The organism is Lancefieldella rimae ATCC 49626, assembly GCF_000174015.1.
Lineage (GTDB): Bacteria > Actinomycetota > Coriobacteriia > Coriobacteriales > Atopobiaceae > Lancefieldella > Lancefieldella rimae.
On sequence record NZ_ACFE01000002.1, the window covers coordinates 370,032 to 393,758 of the forward strand.

Annotated in this window: 30 protein-coding genes and 4 pseudogenes; 27 read left to right on the forward strand and 7 right to left on the reverse strand. The window is 49.7% G+C overall.

The features are described from left to right. Positions 1-78 precede the first annotated feature (78 nt). Genes ATORI0001_RS04410 through ATORI0001_RS04420 form a run of 3 tightly spaced genes read left to right on the forward strand, consistent with a single transcriptional unit; the run spans position 79 to position 2,154 of the window. Positions 79-363 carry a PTS sugar transporter subunit IIB gene (locus tag ATORI0001_RS04410; RefSeq protein WP_003149617.1) on the forward strand — a complete coding sequence of 95 codons (285 nt, stop codon included), beginning with the start codon at positions 79-81 and terminating at the stop codon, positions 361-363. A gap of 22 nt (positions 364-385) precedes the next feature. After that, the gene (locus ATORI0001_RS04415; protein ID WP_003149263.1) at positions 386-1,210 is read left to right on the forward strand and encodes a transketolase; all 825 of its coding nucleotides are present in this window, start codon (positions 386-388) and stop codon (positions 1,208-1,210) included. 2 nt (positions 1,211-1,212) lie between these two features. Next, positions 1,213-2,154: a transketolase family protein gene (locus ATORI0001_RS04420; protein ID WP_003149225.1), complete on the forward strand. Its 942-nt coding sequence runs from the start codon at positions 1,213-1,215 to the stop codon at positions 2,152-2,154. A 321-nt stretch (positions 2,155-2,475) separates the two neighbouring features. Here the strand turns inward: ATORI0001_RS04420 and ATORI0001_RS07755 are convergent, their stop codons facing one another. Further along, a complete protein-coding gene (locus ATORI0001_RS07755; RefSeq protein WP_081450673.1) occupies positions 2,476-2,946 on the reverse strand; it encodes a substrate-binding domain-containing protein in 471 nt (156 codons plus the stop codon). Positions 2,947-3,028: 82 nt separating this feature from the next. On the opposite strand from ATORI0001_RS07755, the gene ATORI0001_RS04430 reads away from it, so the two are divergent. The 17 genes and pseudogenes from ATORI0001_RS04430 to ATORI0001_RS07860 all read left to right on the forward strand — a co-directional run. After that, positions 3,029-3,712, forward strand: a complete 684-nt coding sequence (locus ATORI0001_RS04430) for a transaldolase family protein (RefSeq protein ID WP_003149362.1) — start codon at positions 3,029-3,031, stop codon at positions 3,710-3,712. Positions 3,713-4,067: 355 nt separating this feature from the next. Beyond that, positions 4,068-4,514 carry a LytTR family DNA-binding domain-containing protein gene (locus ATORI0001_RS04435; protein WP_003149158.1) on the forward strand — a complete coding sequence of 149 codons (447 nt, stop codon included), beginning with the start codon at positions 4,068-4,070 and terminating at the stop codon, positions 4,512-4,514. A 32-nt stretch (positions 4,515-4,546) separates the two neighbouring features. Then, positions 4,547-5,062 (forward strand): DUF3021 family protein, encoded by a 516-nt coding sequence (locus tag ATORI0001_RS04440; RefSeq protein WP_003149440.1) that lies wholly within the window; start codon positions 4,547-4,549, stop codon positions 5,060-5,062. A gap of 35 nt (positions 5,063-5,097) precedes the next feature. Then, a complete protein-coding gene (locus tag ATORI0001_RS04445) occupies positions 5,098-6,171 on the forward strand; it encodes a patatin-like phospholipase family protein (RefSeq protein ID WP_003149614.1) in 1,074 nt (357 codons plus the stop codon). Positions 6,172-6,286: 115 nt separating this feature from the next. Then, a complete protein-coding gene (gene rplM, locus ATORI0001_RS04450; protein ID WP_003148895.1) occupies positions 6,287-6,727 on the forward strand; it encodes a 50S ribosomal protein L13 in 441 nt (146 codons plus the stop codon). Positions 6,728-6,729: 2 nt separating this feature from the next. After that, positions 6,730-7,125, forward strand: a complete 396-nt coding sequence (gene rpsI / locus ATORI0001_RS04455; RefSeq protein WP_003149138.1) for a 30S ribosomal protein S9 — start codon at positions 6,730-6,732, stop codon at positions 7,123-7,125. 212 nt (positions 7,126-7,337) lie between these two features. Then, positions 7,338-8,681: a phosphoglucosamine mutase gene (glmM, locus tag ATORI0001_RS04460; RefSeq protein ID WP_003149307.1), complete on the forward strand. Its 1,344-nt coding sequence runs from the start codon at positions 7,338-7,340 to the stop codon at positions 8,679-8,681. Positions 8,682-8,693: 12 nt separating this feature from the next. Then, positions 8,694-9,206 (forward strand): holo-ACP synthase, encoded by a 513-nt coding sequence (gene acpS / locus ATORI0001_RS04465; protein ID WP_003149474.1) that lies wholly within the window; start codon positions 8,694-8,696, stop codon positions 9,204-9,206. A 10-nt stretch (positions 9,207-9,216) separates the two neighbouring features. Next, positions 9,217-10,833 (forward strand): bifunctional ADP-dependent NAD(P)H-hydrate dehydratase/NAD(P)H-hydrate epimerase, encoded by a 1,617-nt coding sequence (locus ATORI0001_RS04470; protein WP_003149660.1) that lies wholly within the window; start codon positions 9,217-9,219, stop codon positions 10,831-10,833. A gap of 6 nt (positions 10,834-10,839) precedes the next feature. Beyond that, positions 10,840-11,991 carry an alanine racemase gene (gene alr, locus ATORI0001_RS04475; RefSeq protein ID WP_003148910.1) on the forward strand — a complete coding sequence of 384 codons (1,152 nt, stop codon included), beginning with the start codon at positions 10,840-10,842 and terminating at the stop codon, positions 11,989-11,991. Between the two features lie 89 nt (positions 11,992-12,080). Continuing rightward, a complete protein-coding gene (locus ATORI0001_RS04480) occupies positions 12,081-12,761 on the forward strand; it encodes a uracil-DNA glycosylase (RefSeq protein WP_003149147.1) in 681 nt (226 codons plus the stop codon). After that, a complete protein-coding gene (gene tsaE, locus ATORI0001_RS04485; RefSeq protein ID WP_003149022.1) occupies positions 12,754-13,329 on the forward strand; it encodes a tRNA (adenosine(37)-N6)-threonylcarbamoyltransferase complex ATPase subunit type 1 TsaE in 576 nt (191 codons plus the stop codon). The genes ATORI0001_RS04480 and tsaE overlap by 8 nt, the downstream gene beginning before the upstream one ends. Further along, a pseudogene (locus ATORI0001_RS07760) lies at positions 13,311-13,691 on the forward strand (PTS fructose transporter subunit IIC); the annotation flags it as partial. The gene tsaE and the pseudogene ATORI0001_RS07760, both read left to right, overlap by 19 nt. Positions 13,692-13,809: 118 nt before the next feature. Further along, positions 13,810-14,490, forward strand: a pseudogene (gene cas1, locus ATORI0001_RS04495) (type II CRISPR-associated endonuclease Cas1); the annotation flags it as partial. Positions 14,491-14,513: 23 nt separating this feature from the next. Further along, positions 14,514-14,822: a CRISPR-associated endonuclease Cas2 gene (gene cas2 / locus ATORI0001_RS04500; RefSeq protein WP_040324571.1), complete on the forward strand. Its 309-nt coding sequence runs from the start codon at positions 14,514-14,516 to the stop codon at positions 14,820-14,822. Further along, the gene (gene csn2 / locus ATORI0001_RS04505; protein WP_003149064.1) at positions 14,819-15,499 is read left to right on the forward strand and encodes a type II-A CRISPR-associated protein Csn2; all 681 of its coding nucleotides are present in this window, start codon (positions 14,819-14,821) and stop codon (positions 15,497-15,499) included. Before cas2 ends, csn2 begins: the two co-directional genes overlap by 4 nt. Before the next feature lie 301 nt (positions 15,500-15,800). Next, positions 15,801-15,956, forward strand: a pseudogene (locus ATORI0001_RS07860) (M20 family metallopeptidase); the annotation flags it as partial. Between the two features lie 41 nt (positions 15,957-15,997). On the opposite strand, the gene ATORI0001_RS04510 reads toward ATORI0001_RS07860, so the two are convergent. Then, positions 15,998-16,609 (reverse strand): hypothetical protein, encoded by a 612-nt coding sequence (locus tag ATORI0001_RS04510; protein WP_003149638.1) that lies wholly within the window; start codon positions 16,607-16,609, stop codon positions 15,998-16,000. Positions 16,610-16,856: 247 nt separating this feature from the next. On the opposite strand from ATORI0001_RS04510, the gene ATORI0001_RS04515 reads away from it, so the two are divergent. Beyond that, positions 16,857-17,744 carry a minor capsid protein gene (locus ATORI0001_RS04515; protein ID WP_003149378.1) on the forward strand — a complete coding sequence of 296 codons (888 nt, stop codon included), beginning with the start codon at positions 16,857-16,859 and terminating at the stop codon, positions 17,742-17,744. A gap of 114 nt (positions 17,745-17,858) precedes the next feature. Further along, on the forward strand, positions 17,859-18,128 hold the full coding sequence (locus tag ATORI0001_RS04520; protein ID WP_003149723.1) for a thioredoxin family protein: 270 nt from the start codon (positions 17,859-17,861) through the stop codon (positions 18,126-18,128). A 239-nt stretch (positions 18,129-18,367) separates the two neighbouring features. Here the strand turns inward: ATORI0001_RS04520 and ATORI0001_RS04525 are convergent, their stop codons facing one another. After that, positions 18,368-18,667, reverse strand: coding sequence for a hypothetical protein (locus tag ATORI0001_RS04525; RefSeq protein WP_003149185.1), 300 nt, complete (start codon positions 18,665-18,667; stop codon positions 18,368-18,370). A 284-nt stretch (positions 18,668-18,951) separates the two neighbouring features. On the opposite strand from ATORI0001_RS04525, the gene ATORI0001_RS04530 reads away from it, so the two are divergent. Together ATORI0001_RS04530 and ATORI0001_RS04535 are read left to right on the forward strand one after the other, a co-directional pair. Continuing rightward, positions 18,952-19,509: a hypothetical protein gene (locus ATORI0001_RS04530; protein WP_040324513.1), complete on the forward strand. Its 558-nt coding sequence runs from the start codon at positions 18,952-18,954 to the stop codon at positions 19,507-19,509. 115 nt (positions 19,510-19,624) lie between these two features. Further along, positions 19,625-19,999, forward strand: a complete 375-nt coding sequence (locus ATORI0001_RS04535; RefSeq protein ID WP_040324514.1) for a hypothetical protein — start codon at positions 19,625-19,627, stop codon at positions 19,997-19,999. Between the two features lie 139 nt (positions 20,000-20,138). On the opposite strand, the gene ATORI0001_RS04540 is transcribed toward ATORI0001_RS04535, so the two are convergent. Continuing rightward, positions 20,139-20,498: a DUF488 domain-containing protein gene (locus tag ATORI0001_RS04540; protein WP_003148966.1), complete on the reverse strand. Its 360-nt coding sequence runs from the start codon at positions 20,496-20,498 to the stop codon at positions 20,139-20,141. 136 nt (positions 20,499-20,634) lie between these two features. Here ATORI0001_RS04540 and ATORI0001_RS07865 point away from each other — a divergent pair. Together ATORI0001_RS07865 and ATORI0001_RS04545 are read left to right on the forward strand one after the other, a co-directional pair. After that, a pseudogene (locus ATORI0001_RS07865) lies at positions 20,635-20,760 on the forward strand (branched chain amino acid aminotransferase); the annotation flags it as partial. A gap of 100 nt (positions 20,761-20,860) precedes the next feature. Next, on the forward strand, positions 20,861-21,079 hold the full coding sequence (locus ATORI0001_RS04545; protein ID WP_040324515.1) for a hypothetical protein: 219 nt from the start codon (positions 20,861-20,863) through the stop codon (positions 21,077-21,079). Between the two features lie 351 nt (positions 21,080-21,430). Here the strand turns inward: ATORI0001_RS04545 and ATORI0001_RS04550 are convergent, their stop codons facing one another. Next, positions 21,431-22,051: a phage terminase large subunit gene (locus ATORI0001_RS04550; protein ID WP_003148920.1), complete on the reverse strand. Its 621-nt coding sequence runs from the start codon at positions 22,049-22,051 to the stop codon at positions 21,431-21,433. Between the two features lie 141 nt (positions 22,052-22,192). Here ATORI0001_RS04550 and ATORI0001_RS07650 point away from each other — a divergent pair, with 141 nt between their 5' ends. Continuing rightward, a complete protein-coding gene (locus ATORI0001_RS07650; RefSeq protein ID WP_003149052.1) occupies positions 22,193-22,927 on the forward strand; it encodes a ParB N-terminal domain-containing protein in 735 nt (244 codons plus the stop codon). Between the two features lie 137 nt (positions 22,928-23,064). On the opposite strand, the gene ATORI0001_RS04560 is transcribed toward ATORI0001_RS07650, so the two are convergent. After that, positions 23,065-23,394, reverse strand: a complete 330-nt coding sequence (locus ATORI0001_RS04560) for a DUF3784 domain-containing protein (RefSeq protein WP_040324516.1) — start codon at positions 23,392-23,394, stop codon at positions 23,065-23,067. A 66-nt stretch (positions 23,395-23,460) separates the two neighbouring features. Beyond that, the gene (locus ATORI0001_RS07765; RefSeq protein WP_202813996.1) at positions 23,461-23,712 is read right to left on the reverse strand and encodes a type II toxin-antitoxin system RelE family toxin; all 252 of its coding nucleotides are present in this window, start codon (positions 23,710-23,712) and stop codon (positions 23,461-23,463) included. Positions 23,713-23,727: the final 15 nt, after the last annotated feature.

Consider the following 23,727-nt stretch of genomic DNA (forward strand, 5'->3'; position numbering starts at 1 on the left):
CCTTGGTCATAGCATCAAGGAGCGTGATTGTACTCGTGAAATCTGCATTGGCATATGCCAATCATAGAAGGAGAAAAAATGGCAATTCAGAAGATTCTTTGCTGCTGTGGCAGTGGCCTTGGTTCAAGCCTCATGGTTGAAATGAACGTTCAGGATGTCCTTAAAGATCTCGGTGTCGATGGCGTTGAGGTTGAGCATTCAACCGTCTCCGACGTTATGCCCGGAGCTGCCGATCTGTTTATCGTTGGCCGCGATCTTGGCGATTTTATTGCAGGCGTTCCTGATAACGAAAAGGTTGTTCTCGACAACATTCTCGATAAAGAAGAGCTGAAAGCTAAGCTCAGCGAGAAGTTCAGTGCATAGTGCGTTTGAATACGGAGGTATCATGACCAATACGGAACTGGAACATGTTGCCCGTGAAGTCCGCAAGGACATTCTTGTTGCAACGCATGCCGCAAAATCGGGGCACCCGGGAGGGTCGCTTTCCGCGGCTGATATCCTGACCTATCTCTATTTTGAAGAAATGAATGTGGATCCGGCAGATCCACACAAAGCCAACCGCGACCGTTTTGTGCTGTCAAAAGGCCATGTGACCCCCGCGCTCTACGGGGTCCTTGCTGAGCGCGGTTTCTTTCCAAAAGAGGAACTTGAGACCTTCCGTCATTTGAATACCCGCCTGCAGGGTCATCCCAATATGAACGACACGCCGGGCGTTGACATGAGTACCGGATCTCTTGGTCAGGGCGTTTCGACGGCCGTTGGTATGGCGCTTGCTGCAAAGAAATTTGGTGACACCTATCGTACGTACGCGCTTCTTGGTGACGGAGAGATTGAGGAAGGTCAAGTTTGGGAGGCGGCGATGTTTGCCGGCAATCATGAACTTGATAACCTTACGCTTATTATTGACAACAACGGCCTTCAGCTTGACGGGCCACTTGAGCAAATCAACTCACCGGTTCCTATTGGCGAGAAGTTCCGGGCGTTCAAATTCCACGTTATCGAGGTTGCCGATGGTAGCGACTTTGACCAACTGCGGGCAGCCTTTTCTGAGGCTCGTACCGTGAAGGGTCATCCTACCGTTATCGTTGCCCACACCATTAAGGGCAAGGGTGTTTCATTTATGGAAGGCCAGGTTGGCTGGCACGGCAAGGCACCCAATGATGAGCAGTTTGCCCAAGGGATGGCTGAACTTGAGAAGGAGGCCGAGTAGCCATGGCAGAAGTCAAAAAAATCGCTACGCGCGACGCGTACGGCAAGGCTCTTGTAGAGCTTGGTCGTGACCATGACGATCTTCTCGTGTTCGATGCTGACCTTGCAGAAGCTACGCGTTCGGGTAAGTTTGGCGAGGCATATCCGGAGCGCTTTATTGACTGCGGCATTGCCGAGGCCAACATGATTGGTATGGCCGCAGGTGTTGCCGCTACCGGTCGTACGGTCTTTGCCACTTCGTTTGCCATGTTTGCGTCGGGCCGGGCTTTTGAGCAAATCAGAAATTCCGTTGGCTATCCTCACCTGAACGTTAAGATTGGCGCCACGCACGGCGGCCTTTCCGTGGGTGAAGATGGAGCTACGCATCAGTGCAATGAGGATTTCGCCGTTATGAGCACCATTCCCGGTATGATGGTCATCAGTCCCTCTGATGCCATTGAAGCGGAAGCGGCCGTTCATGCCGCGTATGAAATCGATGGCCCCGTGTACATGCGTTTTGGGCGGCTCCCGGTTCCTGTCATCAACGATCGTCCTGATTATACGTTTGAGGTGGGTAAGGGCATCGTGCTTCGCGAGGGAACCGACGTTACTCTTGTTGCAACCGGTCTCATGGTTGGTACCGTTCTGGAAGTTGCTGAGGAGCTTGCGCGCGTGGGGATAAGTGCCGAGGTCATCAATATCCACACAATCAAGCCGATTGATGTCGATCTTCTCGTTGCGTCCGCACAAAAGACCGGCAGGGTCGTGACGGTTGAGGAGCACTCCGTTATTGGCGGTCTGGGAAGCGCGGTATGTAAGGCGCTTTCTGAGCATGCTCCCGTACCCGTGAAAGTCATCGGTGTTGAGGACACGTTTGGTGAGTCCGGTCCTGCTCTTGAGGTGCTCGCAAAGTACGGCCTTGATAAAGCAAGTGTTTTGGCAAAAGTGCAGGAGTTCTGCCGATAACAGCAGTTTTAAGCTGTCGGCAGTGCGCTACGCCAGTCTCGTAGGAAGCATGCTTGGCGTATTTTCGGCAGATATAAGCCGGCTTACACAGACCTGTGATGTACTTTTGAAAAGCTGTGAGGCACTTTTGCAGAGCTGTGATGTACTTTTTTATGGCGAGAAGACCGGTTTTCTCGCCAAAAGTACATCACAGCCCCCTGTTTTGAAGCAAAAAAGTACCTCACAGGTCGCAGGATGTGCATCACAAGTTGCAAGAAGTACATCACAGGTCGCAAGAAGTACCTCACAGCTTGGCAGATCTACCTTACAGGTCCATTTGGTTTATACCGTAGAGCTCAGCCACCTTACCGTACAGGGAAGGACCTTTTGAACTGGTGGAGTCTCCGGATCTTTTAATTGGTGCAGGAGCATTTCACAGGCAAGATGACCTTCCTCATAGACCGGTTCGATAGTAGTTGAAATCGGGTATTGGGTGAGATCTGTCCAGTCCGTATTATTGAACCCGAGAAGCCCGACTCGTTCGGGGATCACATAGCCCTGCTCAATAATGGTAAGGTAGACGTCACGCAGCGCCCATTGATTGGGCACGTAGATTAGCGTGCGCCGCGCAGGATACAGGTGATTTTTCAACCAGGCGGCGATTTGAGAGCGCTGCAGGTGGGAACTATCAACGGTTAGCGTTTTGTGGTTGATCACATCAAACGACCGCTGCGTCAATACGTTGAATGCTACCGTCTCAAAGGCGCGACTTCGCGTATTTTGGAAGCGCTTGCCAAGTAGGTCATGTATCATGGAAGCATAGTACGGCGCGTGACAGTTTATCAATAAACTGCAGGTAAAATGAGATTGAGAATGCAGGATGAAGGGAGCGGAAATGAAGTTTTTTATTGATACGGCAAATCTCGACGAGATTGCTGAAGCAAAAAGTTGGGGATGTCTCGCGGGAGTCACCACAAATCCCAGCCTGTATGCAAAAACAGGAGGCAAGCTTGAGGATTTTGAACCTCATATGGTAAAGATTGCCAAACTTTGCGAAGGCCTTCCTGTTTCCGCTGAGTCAACAGCTGAAACCACGGAAGAGATGATTGCCGAAGGTCGTCGTCTTGCTGCTCTTGCTCCAAACATCGTGGTAAAACTTCCCATTTGCCCGGAAGCGCTTGCCGCCACTCATACACTTGCGGCAGAGGGTATCCGCGTAAACATGACGCTCATCTTTTCCGCCCCGCAGGCACTTCTCGCCGCAAATGCGGGAGCTCGCTATGTGTCGCCATTCTTGGGCCGCTTTGATGACGTCGGAGAAGACGGCGTGGCACAGCTGGCTGACGTGGTAGAAGTTATCCAGAATTACGACTGGTCCGGCAAGAATGTGGACAATCAGGTTGAGATTATTTCGGCTTCCATCCGCACGCCGTACCATGTAACCCAGGCAGCCCGCCTTGGCGCCGATATCGCAACCGTTCCCTTTGCGGCACTTAAAAAGTGCGTTCAGCACCCACTTACCGACAAGGGTCTTGCTAGCTTTAAGGCGGATTGGGAGAAGGTAAAGGCTGCGCAGTAAGCAACGATTTGCCCGGATATGGCTCATGACCTCGTTAGGAGCCGAGAAGCTCGGTAAAGGCCAAGAAGCTCAGTAAAGGCCGAGAAGAACGTTTAGTTTTTGATATTATCACTTCAGTAAAAGGTACTGTTTTTATCAAGCAGTACCTTTTTGTTGTCGATTGAGCAATGCCTTTTCTGTTACCGATTAAGCGGTACTTTTTGTTGTCGATTGCCGTATTAGATGCATGAAGGGTATTTTACCTACCAGAAAGTGCATCTCAGGTATGCGCTAAATGGCTCGTGTACAGAACCGTATATCCTAGAGATGCCTTAAGGTATGGAGTAATAAACATCGCTCAGTGTTGGGATGCAAGATGGACATTCGCGTTGTAGAAGAAAAAGGCCGGTCGCAAATTGAGGTAACCATTTTAAGTGGCCCTGACGATCAGCGCGTCTCGGGAATTGTTCGCCAGCTGCAGATGGCGGACGGGAAACTCTCGGGATATGTTCCCGGAACCATCAAGCGGCGCGTGGTATTTCTTGCCGATATTACGTGGATTGAAACCGGCGATCACACGGCCATAATCCATCTCGCAACAGGTGAGGTGCTTGAAAGCGACAGTCGTCTCTTTGAGCTGGAAGAGGCTCTGAGAGGAACGGAGTTTGTCCGCGCTTCTCGCCAAGAACTGGTGAATTTGGATTATGTGACGGGAATCAGCCCGGCAGGATCCGGCCGCATACTTCTTTCACTGAGCGAGAAGAACTTGGTTGCATCAAGAAAATATGCGTCGGATATCAAGAAACGTATCGGCATTTTGTAGGGCAGCCAACGATACCGACAGAAGGGAATATCATGAAACTCGAACAGATACAGGCTCAAGAAAACCTTCGTAAAAATAACGGCGAAAATGCAGATAACGCTGCCTGCAAAACTCTCAAGGAGAGCTTCGGAAAAAGCCTTTTCGTGGGGGCACTGTATTTTATGGGCATATCACTTGTTTACGCTGTAGTGGCGCTGCTCGCTCACTTGGGAGACGCGCAGGAGAATATTCTCATATTGACGCTTATCGTGGCGGGAATTGGAGCGGGCCTGTTCCAGCAAATCTGGTTCAATTACCAGCCGATTATTCTGCGCCTAAGCTATTTCCAACGCTATATGGCCTTTAACGGGTGCCTGTTTCCCATGCTCGTTGTTTTAGCGTTGATGGGGCGCTGGCTTCCCAACATCCTTGAGGCATGGATTTCGTTTATAGGAACCTACCTCGTGATTCTTCTGATGATGACCCTGCTTTTTAATCAGCGGTTCAAGCACGCAAACGCACAGTACCAAGAGGCGTTCAAAAAGTATCAAGCGTCCCGCCGCGCATGAGGGTACACTTCTGTAAAGCAGGACTCGGAGGTTTTATGGAGACGCGTGGCGAGAAGAACAATCTTGTGGATACGACATTGCGGCAAGAGGTCGCGCACGGCGCACGTGATACACGCGCCGTGCGTGCTGCGCTCCAACCCGATGCCGCGTCCCAGTCCGGCGCTGCGCCCCAACCTAACATTGCACTTCAGCCCAACGCCACGCACCAACCCGATGTCGCTCTCGTTCTCGAGGGAGGCAGCTTCCGAGGTATTTTTACCGCGGGTGTTTTGGATGTCTTACTTGAGCACGGCATTGTTGACTTCACTGGTGTATGGGGAACTTCCGCGGGCGCCATCAATGCGGTAAGCTTCAAATCTCGACAGATTGGTCGCGCCATGCGCGTGATGCTCGCGTTCAGAGATGACCGCAGGTTCATGTCGTTTTGGTCGCTCGCCACAACAGGAAACATTGCGGGCAGCGAGTTCATGTATGAGGAAATCCAAAATCACCTGGATCCATGTGACTGCGATACCTTCAACGCCAATCCCATGCAAATGTACGCCGTTGCTTCTGATGTGACGTTTGGAACTCCTGCGTATCTGCACGTACAGTCTCTGCCGGAAGATATTTGGAAAGTGCAGGCTTCGGCATCGATGCCGCTGGTTTCAAAAACGGTCGAGCAAGAAGGGCATCGCTACCTTGACGGCGGCACTGCCGACTCCATCCCCTTTGCATCTGCTCTGCGGTTGCCGGGCTCGCGGTTTCGCGCAGACTATCCCGTATCAAAGCGTGCGCTGGTGATTGTGACGCAGGACCGCAATTACGTAAAAGGAACAACCAACGAGCAGATGACCATCCGCTCGCATCGCTATGACGCATTTCCGTATTATCTCGAGGCGCTTGAGACAAGGGCGGACAGATACAATGCATGCAGAGAACAGCTCTGGCAGCTGGAGCGAGAAGGACAGTGTTTGGTGATAGCCCCTCCAAAACCGGTAGAAGTCAAAGTCAATGAGCGCTCGGGAGAAGCACTTCTCACCCTGTACCTGCAAGGTCGTCGTCAAGCCACGGAGCGTCTTGAAGAAATCCGCAGCTTTGTTGTGGGCAAAAATTCATCGTGTTGCTGACGCCTAAGTGGAGTATACTTTTAAGGCTTTTCCACAGAGCCCCGTAATCTCTGATAAAAAAGCATCGGTAACTTGTCCAGAAGTTGCCATTTTGTACATTTGTAGGAGGAGTCAAGTGAAGAAGTCGACTCAGTTTGCCAAGGCTGGCGAGGTAGAGCGCAAATGGGTGCTCATCGACGCTGAGGGTGCTACGCTCGGTCGTTTGGCTACGAAGGCAGCAATGATTCTTCGTGGTAAGAACAAGCCACAGTACACGCCCAATGCCGACACAGGTGACTTTGTTGTCATCATCAATGCAGATAAGGTAGTTTTGACTGGCGTTAAAGCTGACCACAAAGAGTACTGGCGTCATTCCGGATATCTCGGTGGTCTGAAGATCGAGTCCTTCCAGGAGGCTATGGAAAAGCATCCGGAGCGTGTGGTTGAGCACGCTGTCAAAGGTATGCTTCCAAAGACCACTCTTGGTCGCAAGCAGGGTATGAAGCTTAAGGTGTATACCGGCGCCGAGCACCCGCATGCTGCACAAAATCCCGTTAAGATTGAGCTGGAGGACTAACGATGGCTGATAAAACTGCAGTTTATACCGGCACCGGTCGTCGTAAAGAGGCTGTTGCTCGTGTTCGTCTTATTCCCGGTACCGGTAAAGTAACCGTCAACGGTCGCGAGGCAACCACATACTTTGGTCGCCAGCAGCTTGTTGATAACGCAGTGGCTCCACTGCGCATCACTGATACCCTTGGTCATTTCGACGTTTTCGCCAATTGCGATGGCGGCGGCATCAACGGTCAGTCCGGCGCTCTGCGTCTGGGCATCGCACGCGCACTTCTCGAGGCAGGCGAGTATCGTGATGACCTCAAGAAGGCCGGCTACCTCACCCGCGATTCTCGCGCGGTCGAGCGTAAGAAGTACGGTCTGAAGAAGGCACGTAAGCGCCCGCAGTTCTCAAAGCGTTAAGGTTTTTGGGAGCAAGGTTTTGCTCAAAGTGTACAAGGGTCTGTCGTTTTTTACGATGGACCCTTTTTTGTGCCGTCAAGATGTCATTTTCACGTAAAATATATATACCGCTGTGCTGTTTATGCACGGGGTAAAAAGCGAGAAGAACATGCAAGTATTGCCGTGTTGTAGGCGGCACGGTGGCGTGACATGAGATATAGCAAGGAGCTGCTATGAAGTATTTTGGTACCGATGGCTTTAGAGGGCGCGCAAACGAGGGACTCAACGTTGACCATGCGTATAAGATCGGCCGTTTCATTGGCTGGTATTACGGACTTCGCCAGGCTCGACGTGCCCGTGTGATTTTGGGAAAGGATACGCGCCGTTCCAGCTATATGTTTGAGTCCGCACTGGTCTCGGGCCTTGTTGCCTCCGGGGCAGACGCATATATCTTGCACGTTATCCCAACGCCGGGCGTGAGCTATGAGGTTGTTGATGGGGCCTTTGATTGTGGCGTTATGATTACCGCTTCACACAATCCCTTTACCGACAACGGCATCAAGCTGGTAAACAAAGACGGCTATAAGATGGAAGAGGAAATTCTTGAGCAGCTTGAGAATTATATCGACAACAAGTTTGAGGTTCCTCTCGCCACCGGAGAGCAAATCGGATGCACCGTTGATTATATGCAGGGTCGTAACCGGTATATCTCCAGCTTGATTGCGTCATGTGGCTTTAGCCTCCAGGGTATGAAGATTGGCCTTGATTGCGCCAACGGTGCCGCTTCAAGCGTTGCTCGCCCTGTTTTTGATGCACTGGGCGCAGAAACGCATGTCATCAATAATGCCCCTAACGGCCTGAACATCAACGTAGACTGCGGCTCCACGCACATCGACCAGCTGCAGCGCTTTGTCGTGCAAAATGGGCTTGACGTGGGTTTTGCCTACGACGGAGATGCCGACCGTTGCCTTGCAGTTGACGAGCGCGGTCATGTGGTTGACGGCGATCTCATCTTGTATGTGTGCGGCTGCTATCTGAATAAATATGGCCGCCTTGCAAAGCAGACGGTCGTCACCACCGTTATGAGCAACTTTGGGCTGTTCAAAGCCTTTGAGGACGCGGGACTTTCCTACGAAAAGACCGACGTGGGTGACAAAAACGTGTATGCGTGCATGAATGAACACGAGTATAGCCTCGGCGGCGAGCAGTCCGGCCATATTATTTTTGGCGATCTTGAAAAGACCGGCGACGGCATCATGACGAGTCTCCGCATCATGGAAGTTCTTCGTGCCGAGCGCGAGAAACTCTCCGAGCTTGTCCGTCCCGTTCGCCTGTATCCGCAACAGTTGGTAAACGTTCGGGTGACGGATAAGAATGCCGCCATTGGTTCCACCTCCGTTACTGCGGCTATAGCTGCTGCCGAGAAGTACTTGGAGGGTGACGGCCGCGTTCTCGTGCGCGCATCCGGCACCGAGCCGCTTATTCGAGTGCTTGCAGAGGCGTCATCGGAGCGGCTTTGCCAAGAGGCAAACAACATTGTTCTGAAGTCGCTTGAGCCCTTCAAATGTATGGCATAGCGCAGGTGTCGTATGGCTCTTGCAGGTATTGGCGTTGACATGCTGGAGATTGCGCGTATGCAGCACGCTCTTGATGAGAGGCCTTATTTTATTCGCCGTCTGTTTACGGAAGACGAGCGTATGTATTGCGAACATACCGCACGGCCGGCTGAGCACTATGCCGGTCGTTTTGCCGCGCGCGAGGCCGTGCTTAAAGCACTCGGTTTGGGCTTTGGTAATGGCGTCGGAATAACGGACGTCTCGGTGGTACGGGATGATTCGGGGCGTCCGCATGTACTTCTCGCCGGTCGTGCAGCCGAAGTTGCCCGCGAGCAGGGAGTTCGTGAAGTGGCTTTGTCCATTTCACATACGCGTGACGTTGCGGTAGCGAATGCGGTTGCTGTGACGGATGTGGTGCGCCCGAAACCTGACGAAAAAGAAGACGCAGCTAAAGCGCTTGCGGTGTCATTCAAAGAAGCCCGCTCGGTAATCGACGAGTTGGAGCGCGTGCAAGAAACTATAATGGATACCGTTGATGAGGCATGAGGAGTAAAACATGCAGCCTGTTTTGAATGTTGAAGACATTAAACGTGTTGAGGTATCTCTCACCCGTGTGGGCGTAAGCGTATCCGAGCTTATGCATCGTGCCGGATATGCGGCGGCTCAGGAAGTTTTGAACCTGGGCGGATCCATCGATAACGTGGTGATTCTTGCCGGTATGGGCAACAACGGCGGCGATGGATGGGTGGCCGCCGAAGCATTGCGTTCTCGCAACGTAAACGTGAAAGTCATCACTCCCATTGAGCCCGATCAGATTTCGGGAGATCTTGCGCGCCAGATGGCACAGCGCGCGGTTCGCTCTGGAGTATCGGTGCTGGTGGGGCCTCCAAAAACCGAGCTTGCCGACTTGCTTTCAACAACCGATGCCGTTTTGGACTGTATGCTGGGCACCGGCTTTCACGGAAAAGTCCGCGCTCCTTTTGACATTTGGATTGAGACGCTTAACGAATCGGGCGCACGGGTGCTTGCGGTGGATGTACCGTCGGGTTTGGATTCCCAGACGGGTCACGCGGAAGGCGCGTGTGTCATTGCGGATATGACCGTTACCATGATTGCTCTCAAGCCGGGTCTTTTGGCCGATGCGGGCCGTGACGTGTGCGGCTCCATTGTGGTGGCACCGCTTGCGGAACAAACCGAGCGCTTGGTAGTCGATGCGGACCCCGTGGCATGGCGCACCGATCTTGAGGATTATCTCACCAATATTCCGGCACAACTTAATGATGTCGATAAGTTCTCGCGTGGTTCGGTGCTTGTGGTGGGAGGTTCTTCTCGCTTCCCGGGAGCGGTCGTGATGGCCGCTCGCTCTGCCGCGCGTGCGGGAGCAGGATATGTAACCTTGGCGGTTCCGGAGGCCATCGTGCCTATCGTACAGATTCAATGCCCCGAGATTCCCGTGGTGGGATTGCCGTGCGACGCCGAGGGCGTGCTGACGGAGGATGCCGTTTCTTCGGTGGCAGAGCTCGCCGGTATGCGTACGGTGACTTTGGTCGGTCCCGGCATGCGCGTGTCCGGTGGTACCGTGGCGGTGATGTCCTCGCTTATTGACTCCGGACTTCCGCTGGTTGTTGATGCGGATGCGCTTAATTGCATTGCACGTTTGACCAACAATAACCTTCCTGATTTTCCCGAGGTAACCCGTAGATCCGCTCCGCTTATTCTGACGCCGCATCGCCGCGAGCTCGGCCGTTTGGTGGGCATGCTTGATACGCCGCCGGCAAGCCTTGTTGAGCAGCTTGATGCGTCTCGCAAAATCATCTGGGCCGATGGTGGCTCTGAACTCGTGATTGTTGCAAAGAGCACGGCAACCGCGTGCGTGGGCGTTCAGAAAGCGGTTTTGCCCAAGCCCGGTCCGGCAACGCTTGCAACGGCAGGTTCAGGCGACGTGCTTTCGGGTATCATTGCCGGTCGTTTGGCGCTTGCAGGTGGCGCTTCCGATGACCTTCCGGTTTTCTGCGCTCTTGCGTGCGAAGTTCATGCCTATGCGGGACAGCTTGCGGCCGAGAAGTTTGGTACACGCGGGGTCTTGGCATCTGATATTTCGGATGCCATTGGACTTGCCGCTGATACCATTGAGGAACAAATTGCGTTTCCGGTGGATACGATGGCAGAGTAGGCATATATGGGGCTTCCAAATAACAGATGGGCATGGGCAGAAATTAACCTTGGAGCGCTCAGACGCAATGCAAAGGCGTTTAAGGCACAGCTGGCGCGCGGCGTAAAATTCATGGCGATAGTCAAGGCTGACGCTTACGGTCATGGTGCCGCTGCCTGTGCAAAAGCTCTGCGCAGTGTAGGTGCCGATCAGTTTGGGGTGGCAACGGTCGATGAGGGAATTGCGCTGCGCCAATCGGGTATTGAAGACCCCATTCTTGTACTCAACCAGCCGCCTCTTGAGAGCATAGATGACCTTGTGACCTTTGATTTAATGCCGTCGGTCTATGAGATAGATTTTGCGCTTGGCTTTGGCGAGGCGTCTTCTGCCGCGGGTAAAGTCGGCAAATACCACCTGGCCATTGACAGCGGAATGACCCGTATTGGCGTGAGGCGAGAAGAAGCCCTTGAGCTGAGACGTGCCATTGATTTCCACCGCGGTCTTGAATGTGCAGGTACGTTTACGCATTTTGCGACGGCAGATCTGCTCGACGACTGGGATTTTGCGCTGCAGGTAAACCGCTTTACCGAGGCGGTGTCCGTCATTCATGAGGCGGGCCTTGAGACCGGTCTTGTGCATGCGGATAATACGCCGGGCACGATTCTTCATCCCGATGTGCAGTTTGACATGTGCCGGATAGGCATTGGACTGTACGGTCTGCATCCTGCAGAAAACACGATACCGCGCATTGCTTTGGAACCCGTGATGAGTGTTCGCGGTCGAGTTACCCGGGCAATCTATCCCAACGTAGGTGACGGTGTGGGGTACGGTTTGACGTGGAGGGTTCCTCGAAAGAACATTCAGGTGGCAACGGTTCCCATTGGGTATGCCGACGGTCTTGCACGTTGTCTTTCCAACCGGATGGATGTGCTGGTCGATGGCATGCGCGCGCGCCAGGTGGGCAATATCTGCATGGATCAGTTTATGTTTGCCGTTGACATTAATAGGGCACGTTCGTATCGCCCTGGATATGAAGTTATAGAAGGCGACATGGTGACCATTATGGGCGCCGATGGCGATGAGTACATTTCAGCCGATGAGATTGCCAAGCTGAGAGGTACTATAAACTATGAGGTGGTATGCGATTTTGGTATGCGCCTTGATAAAGTTTACCTTTAATGAAATGCAGGAAGAAAGGCGCGGTTAGTGCGGCGTGATGAGTGCACTATCGTTTGTTCGATTATGGTTGATTGAAAAGTGGTTAAAAGATGTCCGAGAATCCGTCTCAACACGTTTCGTCCGTTACACTTGAAGAGGTTCGCGAGCAGATGAGGGATTGTCGCCTCTGCCGGCTTTGCGAAGGGCGCAACACCATTGTCTTTGGTGACGGTAACCCCCACGCGCGCGTTATGTTTATCGGCGAAGGACCCGGTAAAAATGAAGACCTCGGCGGAAGGCCGTTTATCGGCGCGGCGGGCAAGAAGCTCGATGGCTATCTTGCGGCGGCAGGTCTTTCTCGCGACGACATCTTCATTACCAATGTGGTTAAATGCCGACCACCCTCGAACAGAAACCCCCGCCCGGAAGAAATTGAGGCGTGCGCTCCGTACCTGCGCAATCAGGTTCGCGCCATCTGGCCCGATGCGATTGTGTGCCTGGGTAACTTTGCGTCTCAGTTTATTCTGCGTACCGAGAAGGGCGTAACATCTCTGCGTGGACGCCTGTATCAGACGGGTCACTTTGTTGTGCTGCCGACGTTTCATCCGGCGGCGACCATCTACCATCCTGCGTGGGAGCCGCTCTTGACCGATGACTTGCGTCTTTTGGGTCAGTGGCTCCAAGAGCATCCGAAGGGACAGGAGATCCCTGCGGAGCAAGGGGTTCCTCGAGGACAGGGGATATCTGCGAAGCAGGCATTTTCTCAGGGACGGGAGGCCTCGCATGAGTAAGCTTCCTCGCATGGTTGACTCCGGTATTTTCGTATCTTCTTCCACTGCCGAGACGATTGCTCTTGGCGAGAAGTGCGGAGAGCTTCTCGCGGCCGGCGATGTGTTGGTGCTGACAGGTGATCTTGGAGCGGGAAAGACGCAGTTCACCAAAGGTATTGCGCGGGGTATGGGTATCACGGCGGATGTGACAAGCCCTACCTTTACGATAGAGATGGTGTACGAGGGTAGTGTGATGCCGCTTTATCACTTTGATTTGTACCGGTTGAATGACTCAAGCCAGTTAGATGATATCGGCCTGTTTGATGCCATGGAATCCGATGGTCCTACGGTGATTGAGTGGGGCGAGCAGTTTGCCGATGATATCGGTGACGACCGCGCTGATGTTTTTATTTCTCGCCTTGACGGCGCTGGTGATGCTAATGCTACCGATGCCGCTACTTCCGATCTCGGCGAAGGCACTGGCGATATTTCGGCTACTAGCGCTGAACCTCTGCGAGAGATCCGCTTTGTGGCGCATAACAAGCGCGGTCAAGAGTTGATTGAGAGACTTGTATTGTTCCTCCACTGATTACCACTTTTGCCGTCCTTTTTGGCAAGAAGTACTTTACGCAAGAAGATCATGATGCCGGCCTGGTTAACTTCATTTTGGGTTGTACTCATATTACTGAAGGTGCAATTCCCTTTATGACCAAGAACATTTGGCCTGTCATGCCCATCATGATGCTTGGTTCTTCTATTGGTGCCATTCTTACCATTTTCTTTGGGGTACATGATCCGGCTCCTCATGGTGGTTTCTTGGTACTGCCCGTAGTTGATGGTGGCTTGATGTGGGTTGTGGCAATCCTTATTGGTACTATTGTGGGCGGTCTGCTGTTCTTGCTCTTTAAGCGCGGTCAATACGTGAAGAATGGTAACAAGGTTATTGAGTAGTTTGGTTTAATCTCGCCCGCGTTTTCTACATTTTCTTGGGCAGATCACGAAGTCTATCCCGGTAAAGCTTTTATCAAAGGAAACTCAGCTTATTGCAAGTTGAGTTTCCTTTGTTGTTTCTGATGAGAAGAGAAATCCTATAGGTCAGTATTTGCCCTTGTATGGCGCTCACAATACGCCTAAGCGAGTTGTTGAACAGCTTGGATGGAGTGAACCTTCAAAAAAGCGTGTATGGCAGCGTGTTGTTAGAGATAAGATAACCCATCAGGCGCAGGTTCTTAATGCTCGTGCAAGAGAAGAGATAGGACAACAGCTGTTTGGGCTTATTCCAGAGGTTCGGTCAGGAGATACTACAAATAGAGAGGCTCACGCTGCTCGCCTATACTTTCATGCTTTATTTGGGCATGAATTCTCGCGGGATGATGAAACGCCAATTAATGCAGCGCTTGATTATGGTTATGCGATTCTACTTTCTGCGGTAAATCGTGAGATTGTAGCTCGCGGCTATTTGACTCAATCTGGCATCTGCCATAGAAGCGAGTATAACCAGTTTAATCTTGGCTGTGATTTTATGGAACCATTTAGACCGATTGTCGATCGGTTGGTATTTGATAACGTTGAAGGTGATTTTACGAAAGATACAAAACGCTTACTGATTGATATGCTTAATCAATCACTTTCTTATCGAGGCGGAGTGTATCGCGTAGGTTCAATTATCTCGTTGTATGTACAAGACTGTTTGAGTGCACTTAATAAAAGACTATCTATTGATAGCATTGAGGCTTTTGATGCTATATGAGTGAAAGTGCCAGGGTTCGTTATATGAGACTTGTTCTGTTCTTTGATCTTCCAGTAGAGACAGCTGTTCAAAGGAAGAATTATAGATTGTTTCGTAAGTTTTTGCTTAAAGATGGGTTTTTGAGATTACAAGAATCTGTATATGCAAAACTTGTAATTAACGATGGAGCTGCCGGTGCAGCGATTGCACGTGTACGAAAGAATAGACCTCCCGCTGGTCTTGTGCAAATTCTTAAGGTTACTGAGAGCCAATTTGCAATGATGGACTACATTACAGGGAATCGCGAAGCATATGATGAAGTGGACACTATGGAGGAACTCTTGATTTTATGAGACTTATTTTTAGTGGACTAGAAAGAGCAATAAAGATTGAGCCAGGCTTTGCTGCTGTTTTACAGATAGAGAATCAAGCGTTATTTTCTAGAATTGTTTTATCACTCATGAAAGGGAATAATGAAGACTCTCTTGAACCTTATACATTATGGGACAGAGATGAAAAAGTCTGCTTTCAAAATCAATCCATTTTCATTTCTGATCCTCTCAATCTTCCTTGGGATAATAAAAGTCTTATAGGAGAGGTTATTAAGAAAATGGAACGCGAGCTTTTAGAAGATGAAATTATAAGAACTGAGATTGAATCTACTGAGCGTTTGCTTATGACAAATCTAATGAAGCTTGGTGTGGGACTTCAGTCTCAATATGAATTTAGTTTAGAATGGGACTTTAAGCGATACCTTAAGATGCTTGGTTTTGGTATCGGTATTCAAATAGATCGGCCGTACCTTGATAATTTGATATCTTTCGTTTCACTGGCACTTGATGCAGGATGTAATAAGATTCTGACATTTGTTAATCTCAAGACTTTTTTGACAAAAAGTGAGCTTGAAAGGTTCTACGAGTATATATTTTTCTCGAAAATCCGTGTCTTGTTGCTTGAGAACAAAGTGGATGAGTCGTACTATAAGTACGAACAAAAAAATACCGTTGACCAGCACTTCCTTGAGTTATGATAGGGATACTAGTTGGAATTACTGTCTCCTTTGCAGTAGGAGAATTTGCTCTAATGGTTTTGGAGCAGTGTCATTCTGACTGGTAATCAAACGAGACTGGATTGGATCGTTTCTTATTAGGGGTTTTGGAGCAGTGTCATTCTGACTGGTAATCAAACTTTTACCGGGGAAATAGAAGCTGACGCGTGTTTTGGAGCAGTGTCATTCTGACTGGTAATCAAACCTTAGAAGCAGCTTTAAGCAGAGCATATCCGTTTTGGAGCAGTGTCATTCTGACTGGTAATCAAACACCGATACTGCTGTAATTGCATCCACCTGTAAAAATACAGAATGTATGTCATATGGGCCTGGAGAACTTGAACGTGCTCATAAACCAAATGAGTACGTCCCTGTAGAAGATTTAACACGCGTGTATCGAGTATTTAAATCACTGATAAACACCGTATGCGACTTTTAGACTGATTTATAAGAAGCACTATCTTATGCAATACAACTTACCTACTGACCTGCATTGTCTGCATTACTTCTTCTTCTCACAAAGAAAACCACGGTTGCTACGCAGAGAATTAACCCCAATACTGCGGGCTTTACAATAGATAGAGCATCTTCTCCACTAAAGACAAGACTATGAATTACTTTTAGCACCGCACCAGCAGCAATTACCACCAAAAGCCATTTCCATTTTCTGTTCCATGTTGTAGAAATCAAGAATATAAAGAACAGAATAATCGCGATAAGAGCAACAATTTTATCTGGAGACCAACCACTTGTAAGATACGTTTTCTCAAAATTCAAAAAACCGTCTACGCTTTTATCCACTACTGCTGGTTCTGGAAACCAAAACATACTTGTAAACAAACAAAATATTGACGCAAAAGTAATGGTGTATGACCTCTTGAACGCTCCAAGAGCTATTGGAATAATAAAAAGAGGTCGAATATACCAGCTTAACGTATTGTGATGACGGGCAAATGCCCACTCAAAGAACGTACTATTAGTAAAAAAGACTGTAATAATGGCTACCGTTAAAACGGCAAAAACAATTCCACCAATTACGTCGACTTGTTTCAACTTTTGATGTTTATCAGTATGAACTGAAACAATACCCATTTAATACAACGCTTTCTACTTAACCATGCCTTCATTGACATTAGAACCTAAAAAAATACGAACTCAAGTACTATACCCAAACACAAAGTACACTTACTCGAATTTTCTGGCAACAAGAACAATTTGATTCTTAATAAATTCATACTTTAAATAAATCTGATAGAAATCCTTTATCTTGTATGTGTACCAAAATGTATAAAGTCTAAAAGATTAGTATTTTTATAACAGCATGTAATAATGCATTGGAATGGAGAAAGAATGGGAAACTTCCTGCTCGAAGAAACTGTTTTGGAGCAGTGTCATTCTGACTGGTAATCAAACCATACCGACGGCAAAGGCTCATGGTGGTACGTTTTGGAGCAGTGTCATTCTGACTGGTAATCAAACCACAGAGGGTACCTATACCAGCCGAGCAGCTCAAGCGGAGGAGCTGAAGCGTGAAGGCTTTGAGGAATACACTGTGGAAGTCGTCCATGATGGTCACACTTGCGAAGAGTGCCACGCTGTGGATGGTAAGACTTTTCGCTTTGATGATGCAGAGCCCGGTGTGAACTTCCCACCACTTCATCCATACTGCAGGTGCCAGATTGCTCCTGCTGTGACGGATTGGGATGCATGGCAAGCACGCCAGCTTGATAAGACGTCTGAACAGGTAGAGAAAGTGGCGCAAGTGATATCGATCTCCGGCAAAGCGCGTACAGCGCCCAATCCGTTTAAGCCGGTCCCAGGCACGGGTTCGGTCACCTACGACAAGCCGGAAGATAGGCTGCTTGCGCACGAGGCTAAGGCGGTCCGCGATCTCGAGGCGCTCGGCTACCAAGTAAAAGTATTGAAAGAAGACGACAAAGCGCCGGCGAATATAGACCTAGAGCTTGGCTCGAAGGGGCAGCTGTGGGAGATGAAGAACATCGGCGACGGCAAGCACTCAGTCAACGACCAGATGCGCGTGGCCTGTCGCAAATGGAAGAAGCTCGGCATAAGTTCGTCTGAGTCTCGCGTGGTAATCACTTCATATGGGGCTACTAGAGATGAGCAAGATATCATTGACGAAGTCAAACGCCGCATGAGCAAGTATGCAGTTGAAGTCATATACATCTATCGTGATGGAAGTAAATCAGTGTTCTTATCGAGATAAAGAATGCGAGACCGTGTCCTCCCACTTAGCTGGGCGGGCGTACCTCGCTTCAATTGCAATATACCACAGTCTCCAATTTTTATACAGCGACGAGTGGTGATTGGTGGTGAGATTATGCCCAAAGTGATGATTTATGTCGCTGATTGGTGTGCGCTATGTCGCTCCACGATTCGACGCATTGTGCCGCAGCTGTCAGAAGAAGACATCGAATACGTGGTAGTAGATGTCGGTTGGCATCCAAATGATGCGAAGGAGCGAGACATTGAACACTTGCCGACGATATGTGTAGTGGACTCCGGCGAGAACGAACTCATGCGCTGTCGTGGATGTCCCACAGATGAAGTACTAGAAAAGATTATTGAATTGTGTATTGAGAGCGACTAGGGATAGTCACTTTTTTAATAGTTTTGGAGCAGTGTCATTGACTGGTAATCAAACAGGGATGGTAAAAATGAGAGCTGAGTATCAGTTTTGGAGCAGTGTCATTCTGACTGGTAATCAAACTAATAATTCGGTAATTTACCGAATTATTACCACCCAGAAGGCAGTTTAAAGTTTCGTCCAACGATTGTTAATTAATTATGACTTTTCGTCTGCATCAAAGAAATTATAAGCATATAACTTTAATGTTTTTTGATTTTTTCTTTTTCCAAATTATATCCGCGAATAAATTCACTGATTTCAAAAGCTTTGTCATTAAATAATTTGTTTGCGACATCAATTGCTAGCTTTGGATAGATCGCAAATGTCCCGCTTTTTTTATAATCGCTTTGGGCTTTTTGGATACCCATTTCAAAATCGGTTAGATTAGATTGCTGGTTATTCTCGGTTTTCCAAGAAGTATAGGCTGCCTTGGCATCATCATAGTTTCCCGCTTCGTAATCCTTTTTTATGTAATCATGGATATCTTTCAGCATACTCATAGTATTTGCCCCACTTTCTGAGTTTCTAACTACACTGGCTGTTCCATGCTAGTTCTACTCAATTAATTTGTCGATAGCTAGGTGTGGTGAATTTTAAATTACTGTGGTTAAAAGTTTTGGAGCAGTGTCATTCTGACTGGTAATCAAACAGAGGTTATCGTAGAGTTGCCAGCCGGTGAGTTTTGGAGTAGTGTCATTCTGACTGGTAATCAAACCGCATCCCGTGGGGAGTCCCTTGTCCCCGCGTCGGCATGGAAGACGATGAAGGACAGGTAAGGAGCATGATGAGACTACAGAAGGTTGGCGCCGTGCTCGCAGGCGCCGTGCTGGTGTTCGCACTTTCGGGCTGCAATCTGTTCGCCCCGCAGGTCACCGACGACAATTCCGGTTCGACCCAGACGACGAAGGAGGAGACGAAGTCCGACGACTCGAAGACGAAGTCCGAGGACTATGCCACCAAGCTCGTCGGCACCTATGAGCTGGATAACGAGGACTTCACGGAGAAGGATGGCAAGGTGACGCATGTCTCGAACGAGGACTACCAGGCCACGGTCGACCAGACGGGACTGCGCTTCACCCTCGACCTCAAGAGCGACGGCACCGGCATCCTGACGTCGCCCGACATCACGAACAAGAGGCAGCGCACGGCCTCGCTCACGTGGAAGACCGATGACGGCAAGAGCATTACCTTCTCGGGCTCCACGGCGGACGACAAGATGGCAGGCCAGATCGACGGGGACGGCAACATCACCCTCGAGCTCTCCCAGGGCGGCGAGAAGGGCACCTTGGTGTTCAAGAAGATAAGCGACAAGCCCGGTTACTACGGCGGATCCTCCAAGTAGGCTCCACCACGGTCGGGTTTTACGTCCGAGTCCCAGTCGGCCCTCCGCCGGCTGGGATTTTCCTTTGCCGGGCGATTCTCCTATCATAGAGGCAGCCGTCATCGAGGAGATGCCCATGCAAACCCGCAAGTTCGTCGCATACCTGTCTGCCTGCGTCCTTGCCGTGGCCCTCATGTGCCTGGTCGGCTGTACCGCGGCATCGGGGCAAAAGGGGGCGGAAACCCCGACTGAACAATCGTCGGGCGTACCGGTCGTCGGCACATGGCAGGCGACCCGCCTCGACTGGAAGGACCCGGACGGGGACGACATGGACGAGACGGCCTTGGAGGAGCGCCAGAAGCAGTCCGAGTCGGGCTTCTACATCACGTTCAAGGCCGACGGCACCGGGGCCTTCTATGCGGAGGACCTGGAGTACCAGGTGAGTTGGAAGTCCTCCGGCGACGCCGTCACCTTTCCTCTGGTTTTGGAGCAGTGTCATTCTGACTGGTAATCAAACAAACACTGCGGATGAGAATAGCGACATTGTACGACCAGATATTTTATTTTCATCAAGCATTGACACTCCTGAAGAATTGGCATTCTACCAGGAGTTCTTCTCGCAAGAGATGTAGTTACAGCCCATAAGCCTATTATTTTAATTTACTCTTAAGCCACTTCTTGAGCACTACAGCGTTGTTGTATTTAGTGTCTTTGTCCGAGAAAAGCAGCGTCACGGTAGTTGAATCGAGCTTTTTGAGCTGTTTAACAAAGGTTTCTGCGTCGGGATTGCTGTTAAGCTCGGCCGTATACATAGACACAAAGTTGTCAAAACGCTCTGGGTCGTGGTTGAATGCTTTTCTACACTCAGTGGTAGGAGCAATAGTTTTAGCCCATTCATCAGCGTGTAAGTTCTCTTTTTTGATGCCACGAGGCCATAGTCTATCGACAAGCACGCGATACCCATCGTTAGCTTCTGGCGCTTCGTAAGTCCTCTTGAGTTTGATATTCATTGTTGCTCCCTTCAGCTCATGTACGTTATACCGCAAAATAACTATTCGGTTACAAACTATTTGATATGGCAAGGTATTCAAATTTGCACGTTTAAGATGGAGTTCATTCTTTGAAATCCACGGAGAAAGGAAAGCCATGGCAAACTCAGTGGAGAAGAAAGACATCGATTGGACATCGCTTGGCTTTGCATATACGCAGTGTGATTACAGTTACGTTGCCCACTACAAAGATGGTGCTTGGGATGAAGGTGGACTTACTAGTTTTGGAGCAGTATCATTCTGACTGGTAATCAAACTGTCCCTGGCATCTTGCCGGCGGGGATGTGAACTGCAGCAGGCGAGGACATGCGTGAGGAGAAGACATGCTGTTTGGAAGACGGAAAGTTGTCGACAAGGTAACCCAGAACGACGACGGGACGACGACCGTCGAGATGCACGATCCGACGAAGGTGGAGATGACTACCGACGGCAAAGTCGGCGTCAACCTCTTCGACAAGGAGGTCGTGAAGGGTAAGACAGTCGGTACCGAGAAGGAGGTTTCCATCGACCTGAAGTCGCTGTTCCGTCGTAAGAAGAAGTAACGGACAAGGGTTCTTCCAGTCCTTTAGGCCAGGACAGACGTTCGTGTTTGAGATCGTGTGCAAAAAGGTATTCGTTTGGGACTGGAGGTATCTTGTCGAAGGCTTCCGGAGGCCCGCGGCTCTATCCCAGTCTTACAAACGCCCAGTTGGCGTCCTCCTGCGTAGGATCCTGGGGTCAAGTCCGAATCAGTGTGTAAATTCGCAACCGTCCCCCTCAGGCCACCATCTTCAGCCGCCGTTGGTTCTCGGCTATCCCGGCGAGGTGGCCCGCCCCCGCTTCGAGCGCCTTCCGCGACGGCCTGTAGTAGCGCTGCCTTGAGTGTTTTGGAGCAGTGTCATTCTGACTGGTAATCAAACGATGTGCTGGTTTACCCAGGCGTCTCTTGAGCGTGGGGGATTGTGGTCAAAGAAACGGAAGTACACAGAGCCTTCAGGCGCGTCTCTTGTGACGGACTGCATAACCACTCTAAGCTCACCCCAGCCGTCGAACTGATCCACCTCAGAAAACCATTGATAGGCGTAATACGTTCCGTTTGGCGCTTTGATGGCTTTGGTCTTTTGTGTACGGTCGCCGCCACGGAAGGTGATTACTTGCCCTGTAGTGTGCCTGGTGAGCTTATAGGGGCTCTTGGAAGCGGTCCACTCATCGCGTATACCGAGCTTATCGAGCGCCCAGAGCATCTGTTCAAAGACACCCTCGCCAATGTCTTTTCCAATCTTTGGCATCACAAAGGCACTTCTATCCTCATGTTCCATGAGACCAGCTGCAATCTCCAAAGAAACAGTAGAGCTCTTAAGCGAAAAACGCCCTCCTCTCAGCCACCACTCACCACCTGCATCTGCCGCAATGGCCCGATACAAAGCAAGGAAAGGAGGAGCTAAGAGAAGGGCGAAGTCTGCCACAAACGGCAGCTTATCGTCTGTTGTATTTTCCGGGATTGCATCTAAGAGCGTGTTTTGGAGCAGTGTCATTCTGACTGGTAATCAAACCGCATTAAAAAAGCGACTAGGGATAGTCGCTTTTTTAATGCGTGACCAGGACGGGAAGTCACTAAAAGCTCGTGAGAAAAGGTACGCCGACAGCCTGGGAATGTCGGGAGAAAAGGAGATGCTATGGAAGGCAACAACAAGACTACGACAACGACAACCACTACTACATCGAACGCGGGAGACTCTAAACAACGGCCAGCAGCGACCACACCGCAAGGCACTGGCGCTGACCCGAAACAGCTGGAAGGCGACAATAAGGGTGGCAAAAACAGCGAGCTGAAATATACAGACGCTGATGCGGATGCCATTATTGCGTGTTCCCCGCGTAGGCGGGGGGGGGGTGATCCTACTTCGTCTGAAAGGCTTCATGTGAAGATTTCTGACATTATCCCGTATGAGCGTAATGCACGGCATAACAAGAAGGCAATTCCAGCTGTTGCAGACTCTATCCGGGAGTTTGGTTTACGTGGCCAAATTGTCCTAGAAAGCCGACAAAACCCGGTTATTGTCACGGGTCATATACGCGTTGCGTCGTGTAAATCGCTTGGCTGGGCTGAGATACCGGACGAGAATATCGCGTACTGTGACGGTCTTACTGAGGATCAAATCAAGGCGTATCGTATTGCGGACAACAAGACGGGCGAGATTTCAACATGGAATATCTCCATGCTCAAAAGCGAGGTTAAAAGCATCGGCAAGCTGGATATGTCAAAGTTCGGCTGTGATTTCAAAAACAAAAGCCTCACGTATGGCGCAGAGCGACTAAAAACAGACAAAGGCTATAACCTCGATATCATCAATCGTTGCGATTGCGGGGCATCAAAAGCGCTCTTTAGTGGTGATTTGATTCACCACTAAACGCTCAAATTCCGGAAAAACCACCACTAAACATCGTTTTTACGGGAAAATCCACCACTAAACAGTCGATTTCCGGCAGATTCCAGAAATTCTCGTTTAGTGGTGGATTTGCTAGCAAAAATTCTCGTTTGCTTCCGCTAACGACCGTTCATAATGATGTATTTAACCATTCTAAAAAAAGTAATTATTGCAAATATACTGGAAAAACATAGAACAACATCAAAGATGATGGGATTAACTTCCCGCAACCACCACTCGAAAGCGAAGGTCAATAAAAGCAACCCCATAGAAAAAGACGACATTGAGGCTCTCTGCACATAGGGTCGAATGTCAATATACTCCCGAGCATCTTTTGGCAATGCATTATAACCTGCTAGCGATCCATACCACTTTCCTCGGTGGTATTGAATTGAAAAAAGAAAAAGAATGGCTGAAATAACCAAGCACGTAATGTCTTTAGTATTCATTACTCCTCCTATAAGTAGCTGGCCCCACCCACACTTAAGATGGGTGGGGCCAGGGGTTAGCTGATATTACTCAATAGCCACAGCTTTAGCGTAAACTGTAGCATAAACCTTACTTCTGTGGTTTACTTCAACTACGAGAATAACGAGTACTTCATCTTCGATATCGCAGATTATGCGGTAATCACCTACTCGATATCTCCAAAACCCGGTTTTGTTGCTACTGAGTGCTTTTCCCATACTTCTAGGATTATCTAATTGAGAAATTTCTCTTAGCTTAGATGTAATCCTTTTGGCAGTTTGCTTATCTAGCTTTCCCAATTTACGCTGAATATT